The following is a 5,343-nucleotide window of genomic DNA, read 5'->3' on the forward strand; positions in this document are numbered from 1 at the left end:
CCGCCGGCGGTGCCGCCGGCGGCGGCGACCACGGCCGTGACCTGGTGGCCGAGGACCTGGCCGACCGTCCTCAGGCCCGGCAGTGGCACGACGAGGACGACGCGGAGGAGTCTGAGGACGCATGGCAGCTGACCGGCCGATGAACGGCTCCTCTCCGAACGGCTCCTCTCCGAACGGCTCCTCTGCGGCGGACGGCACCCCGGACGGCGGTGCCCCGACCGGTGGTGCCGCCCCGGGCGCCGCCCACGGCACAGCCCCGCAGAAGCAGTCCAACTGGAACCTGCCGAACGTGCTCACCACAGTGCGCATCATCATGGTGCCGTTCTTCGTGTGGGCGCTCTGGGCCGGCGGACCGTGGGGCGAGGACTCCCTGACCGCCCGCTGGATCGCGTTCGTGCTGTTCGGCGCCGCCATGTACACGGACAAGCTGGACGGGGACATCGCCCGCTCCCGCGGGATCGTGACGGACTTCGGCAAGATCGCCGACCCCATCGCGGACAAGATGCTCACCGGCGCCGCCCTGGTTGTGTTCTCCCTGCTCGGCGAGCTGTGGTGGTGGGTCACCGTCCTGTTCCTCGTGCGCGAGTGGGGCATCACTCTGATGCGCCTGGTGGTCATCAGGTACGGCGTCATGCCGGCCTCCAGGGGCGGCAAGCTCAAGACCGTGCTGCAGACCGCCGGCATCGGCTTCCTGGCCATGCCCCTGTTCGACGTCCTCGGCTTCTGGTGGGCCTACGTCGGCTGGTCCTTCCTCGGCGCCGCACTCGTGGTGACCGTGGTGACCGGCGTGGACTACGTCCGCCAGGCGATCGCCCTGCGTCGCGAGGCCATCGTCTCCGGTCGCGTGGCCCGGTGAGCCGGACTGCCTGAGGAGACACGGGATGACGACGACGGCCGAGCAGCCTTCCGCGGAGCTCGTCGCCCTGGTGCGTGGGCTGGGGGAGCGGGGGCTGACGCTCGCCTGCGCTGAGTCCCTCACCGCCGGCCGTGTGGCCGCCGCCGTGGCGGACGTCCCCGGCGCGTCCGCCGTCCTGCAGGGCGGCGTGGTCGCCTACCAGAACCGGGTCAAGCACCAGGTGCTCGGCGTGGATGCCGGCCTGTTGGACACCCGCGGTGCGGTGGACCCGGAGACCGCGCGGCAGATGGCCGCCGGGGTGCGCCGCGCGGTCGGCGCGGACATCGACCTCGCCACCACCGGCGTCGCCGGACCCGAGCCGCACCAGGGCAAGGCGGTGGGCACGGTCTGGCTGGGCCTGGCGGTCGGCGCGGGAGTTGCGGGAGGAGGCGGCCGTCGTCGTGGGCGAGCAGGGCGAGCGCTGGCGGACGGGACCCTCACCGTGGCGCGCCTGCTGGAGCTGGACGGGGACCGGGAGGCGATCCGGGCTGAGAGCACCCGGGCCGCCCTGGCGGTGGTGGCCGAGCTGCTCAGCGGTGCCTCGGACACCGCGGACGGCGCCGGAGGCCGCTGAGGCCACCTGAGGACTCCCAGCGGACAGACAGGCCCAGGCCCCTCGACGCGCACCGCGCCGGGCCGCGTAGTGTTCCGCAGGTGACCATCCGAGACCCTGATCTTCCCCTGCCCTCCCTGAACGACCCGGACCCGGACGGCCACGGCCGGCACGTGGTGGGTCTGGTTGCGGACCCGGGCCTGCCGCTGCGGTTGGCCGAGGACGTGGCCGACTCGCTGCCGCGGGTGCTCTCCGAGCGGCTCGGCGGCGGCATCGACTGGGAGGTGCGCGTCCTGAAGCGGGCGCTGCCGGTGACCGGCGACGGCGGCATGATCCTGCCGGCCGCGATCCACGAGCTGGCCGCGGAGCAGGGCTGGGACACCGTGGTGGCGGTGGTGGACCTGCCCCGCTTCGAGGACGGCCGCGGCGTGGTGGCGGACGTCGTCCCCGCCGAGCGCTGGGCGGTGGTCTGCGTGCCCGCCCTCGGCGTGCTGCGGCCGCGCCACCGGCTGCGCGAGACCTTGGTGCGCGTGGTGGGCCACGTGCTGGACGAGGAGCGCGGTGAGCAGCCCGGGGAGGCCACCGAGGACCTGGAGCTGGATGTGGACAGCGGGCGGGTCCGCCACAGCCCGCGCACCGGGCTGACGCCGCTGCCGGGAACCGAGGTGCGGGCCGAGGCGGAGGGGCTGCTGCCGGACGGCGCGCGCTCCGGCACGGTGTTCGCCCGTGGCCTGCGGGGGCGGCTGCGCATGCTGGCCGGCATGGTGATGGCCAACCGCCCCATGCGGATGCCGCTGTCCATGAGCTGGGCCCTGGCCTCGGCGGGGGCGGTGGGGGCGTACGGCGTGTTCTTCGGGTCCATCTGGGTGCTGTCGAACCAGATGTCCGTGGCCCGGCTGACCGCGGTGATGGCGGTGGCGCTGGTGCTGCTGGTGGTCTGGCTGATCACCGCGAACGGGATGTGGTCCGCCCCGGACGGCGGGCGCGGCCGCACGGGCCTGGACAACGCGGCGACCCTGGCGACCGTGACGATCGCCGTCTGCGTGCTCTATGCGGGGCTCTTCGTGGGGCTGGCCCTGGTGGCCGGACTGATCATCCCGCAGGGCTACCTGGCCGAGGAGCTCGGCGGGCACGCCGGCGTGGGCGACTACGTATCCCTGGCCTGGCTGGCGACGTCCATGGGTGTGATCGCCGGCGCGGTGGGATCGAGCTTCGACGACTCCGAGTCCATCCGCACGGCCACCTACTCGCGGCGTGAGCGGCGCCGGCGGGAGGCGGCGCAGGAGCGGGAGAAGGAGCACGCGGAGCTCGAGCGCCGGGGGTGACGGCGACGTGAAGGTCACGGAACGGAAAAGTTCGCTCCGCCGGGAATGAACACGCAGGGCACGCGGTTGTCCTGAACGAGTCAAGAACAGAGGACGGGATCGGCCGGGCGAAGTCACCGCTGCTGCTCAGTGAACGTCCAGGAGGTACCGATAGACATGATGAGGCACCCCATCCACACCAACGGCATCACGCGCTGGGTCCAGGACGGACCCCAGGCTGAGGCCCACGAGACCCCCGCTGCCCCCGAGATCAAGGAGCGCTCCATGCCCGTCCTCCGTCACGAGATCGGCGACGTCCTGCGCGACGTCCGCCAGCGCCAGGGCCGCACCCTGCGCGAGGTGTCGCACGACGCCCGCGTCTCCCTCGGCTACCTCTCCGAGGTCGAGCGCGGCCAGAAGGAGGCCTCCTCCGAGCTGCTGGCCTCGATCTGCGATGCCCTCGACGTCCCGCTGTCCGCCATGCTCCGCGAGGTCTCGGACCGCATCGCCGAGCAGGAGGGCGTGACCGTCCCGGACACCGTCCCGGATGAGCTCGCCGCGGACCTGGACGGCACCGGCCGCGTGGGCACCCTCGCTCACTGACCGCAGGACGCACTGCTTCACGACGACGGGCGGTCGCCTTCCTCTCGAAGGCGGCCGCCCGTCGCCGCGTCCCGCAAGGCCCACCGCCGTGGCATCATCGAGACCGCACCCGCCCGGCGGGTGCGAGCCCTGGGGCCGTCCGGGTGCCGACGCGGTCCGAGCGCCGGCCCGGTCCGGTGACCCGCCCGGACGGGCGAGGCCCCGACGAGACTTTCCGACCCGAGAGGATGTGCATGCGCCGCAGCGAGTTCACCCGCCTGGTGGAGGAGGAGTTCGGCAGGGCCCGGGGCCCGGTGATCGTGGACTCCCTGAACCTGCCCGGGCTGGACTGCACCGGTGCGGAGGCGCTGTCCCGCGGCGTCGATCCGCGCACGGTGTGGCTGGCGATCTGCGACCTGCAGGACGTGCCCGAGGAACGCCGGCTGGGACGTGACATCCCGCCGAAGCGCTGACCGGACACGCCGCCGCGCGTATCGAACACATGTTCGAAGATCTGCGGTAGTGTCCTCCACAGCAGACCGAACCCGGGAGACCGTCCACAGGAACACCCAGCACGGCTTATCGTGTCGGCGCCCGTCCGTAGTGTCGACCACGAGCGGATCGGACGGACCCGCACCTGGCCCCACGGCCCGGACCACAGACCACACATCCAGAGGTGAAAGATGAGCACCGCCACCGGCAACGACCGTCAGAAGGCCCTCGACGCCGCCCTCGCACAGATCGACAAGCAGTTCGGCAAGGGCTCCGTGATGCGCCTGGGCGAGCAGTCCCAGGCCCCGGTCGAGACCATCTCGACCGGCTCGGTCGCCCTGGACGTCGCCCTCGGCACCGGCGGCCTGCCCCGCGGCCGCGTCGTGGAGATCTACGGCCCGGAGTCCTCCGGCAAGACCACGGTCGCCCTGCACGCGGTGGCCAACGCCCAGCGCAACGGCGGCATCGCCGCGTTCATCGACGCCGAGCACGCCCTGGACCCGGTGTACGCCCGCAAGCTCGGCGTGGACACGGACGCCCTGCTCGTGTCCCAGCCGGACACGGGCGAGCAGGCCCTGGAGATCATGGACATGCTGGTCTCCTCGGGCTCCCTGGACATCGTCGTCATCGACTCCGTGGCGGCCCTCGTGCCGCGCGCCGAGATCGAGGGCGAGATGGGCGACTCCCACGTGGGCCTGCAGGCCCGCCTGATGTCCCAGGCGCTGCGCAAGATCACCGGCCGCCTGTCCCACTCCAAGACCACCGCGATCTTCATCAACCAGCTGCGCGAGAAGATCGGCGTGTTCTTCGGTTCCCCGGAGACCACCACCGGCGGCAAGGCCCTGAAGTTCTACGCCTCGGTCCGCATCGACGTGCGCCGCATCGAGACCCTCAAGGAGGCCGGCAACCCGGTCGGCAACCGCACCCGCGCCAAGATCGTGAAGAACAAGATGGCCCCGCCGTTCAAGCAGGCCGAGTTCGACATCCTCTACGGCGAGGGCATCTCCAAGGAGGGCGGCCTGATCGACATGGGCGTCGAGGAGGGCATCGTGCGCAAGTCCGGTGCGTGGTTCACCTATGACGGTGACCAGCTCGGCCAGGGCAAGGAGAACGCCCGGCGGTTCCTCAAGGACAACCCGGACCTGGCGCTCGAGATCGAGACCAGGATCCTCAAGAAGCTCGGCATCGTGCCGGACGAGGACGCCGAGGCGGAGGGCGAGGAGCCCGCGCTGAAGGCCGTCCCGGACGCCGGCTGACCCGCCGGTCGACCCGGATCAGCGCATGAGTGAGCGGCGAGGCCGCGGCACGCCCCAGGGGGACCCCTCCTGGGGCGATGCCATCTGGATCGAGGCCCCCTCGGTGAGGGCCGCTCGGGAACGGGCGGCCCGCTGTGGTGGCGTGGAGACAGGCGGTGCAGCGTCGGGCGGTGCGGACATGCCGGAGGAGGAGCTTCCGGACGGCGTCGACCCCGAACGTCTCGCCGCCGCCCGCGCCCGCAGCGCCTGCCCGCCGGCACG

At 72.4% G+C, this 5,343-nt stretch carries 6 protein-coding genes; all 6 read left to right on the top strand.

Annotated elements, in window-relative coordinates:
* The first annotated feature begins 121 nt into the window (after nt 1-121).
* The 6 genes from AC2W7A_RS09120 (at nt 122) to recA (ending at nt 5,082) form a co-directional block, all read left to right on the top strand.
* Complete coding sequence (locus tag AC2W7A_RS09120) at nt 122-856, top strand: CDP-alcohol phosphatidyltransferase family protein (RefSeq protein WP_485991087.1); 735 nt, start codon at nt 122-124, stop codon at nt 854-856.
* Between the two features lie 25 nt (nt 857-881).
* Nucleotides 882-1,469, top strand: coding sequence for a CinA family protein (locus AC2W7A_RS09125; RefSeq protein WP_485991088.1), 588 nt, complete (start codon nt 882-884; stop codon nt 1,467-1,469).
* Nucleotides 1,470-1,549: 80 nt separating this feature from the next.
* On the top strand, nt 1,550-2,773 hold the full coding sequence (locus tag AC2W7A_RS09130) for a hypothetical protein (RefSeq protein WP_485991089.1): 1,224 nt from the start codon (nt 1,550-1,552) through the stop codon (nt 2,771-2,773).
* 156 nt (nt 2,774-2,929) lie between these two features.
* Nucleotides 2,930-3,355, top strand: a complete 426-nt coding sequence (locus tag AC2W7A_RS09135; protein WP_485991090.1) for a helix-turn-helix domain-containing protein — start codon at nt 2,930-2,932, stop codon at nt 3,353-3,355.
* Between the two features lie 233 nt (nt 3,356-3,588).
* Entirely contained in the window at nt 3,589-3,807 is a 219-nt protein-coding gene (locus tag AC2W7A_RS09140; protein WP_485991091.1) for a DUF3046 domain-containing protein, read from the top strand.
* Nucleotides 3,808-4,017: 210 nt separating this feature from the next.
* The gene (gene recA, locus AC2W7A_RS09145; RefSeq protein WP_485991092.1) at nt 4,018-5,082 is read left to right on the top strand and encodes a recombinase RecA; all 1,065 of its coding nucleotides are present in this window, start codon (nt 4,018-4,020) and stop codon (nt 5,080-5,082) included.
* Nucleotides 5,083-5,343: the final 261 nt, after the last annotated feature.

This window comes from Micrococcus sp. LASM2_SD2 (assembly GCF_057364565.1).

What these genes read in the sequence shown, in the direction of transcription:
- AC2W7A_RS09120 (WP_485991087.1), top strand. Translation starts at nt 122, where the DNA reads ATGGCAGCTGACCGGCCGATGAACGGCTCCTCTCCGAACGGCTCCTCT.
- AC2W7A_RS09125 (WP_485991088.1), top strand. Translation starts at nt 882, where the DNA reads ATGACGACGACGGCCGAGCAGCCTTCCGCGGAGCTCGTCGCCCTGGTG.
- AC2W7A_RS09135 (WP_485991090.1), top strand. Translation starts at nt 2,930, where the DNA reads ATGATGAGGCACCCCATCCACACCAACGGCATCACGCGCTGGGTCCAG.
- AC2W7A_RS09140 (WP_485991091.1), top strand. Translation starts at nt 3,589, where the DNA reads ATGCGCCGCAGCGAGTTCACCCGCCTGGTGGAGGAGGAGTTCGGCAGG.
- recA (WP_485991092.1), top strand. Translation starts at nt 4,018, where the DNA reads ATGAGCACCGCCACCGGCAACGACCGTCAGAAGGCCCTCGACGCCGCC.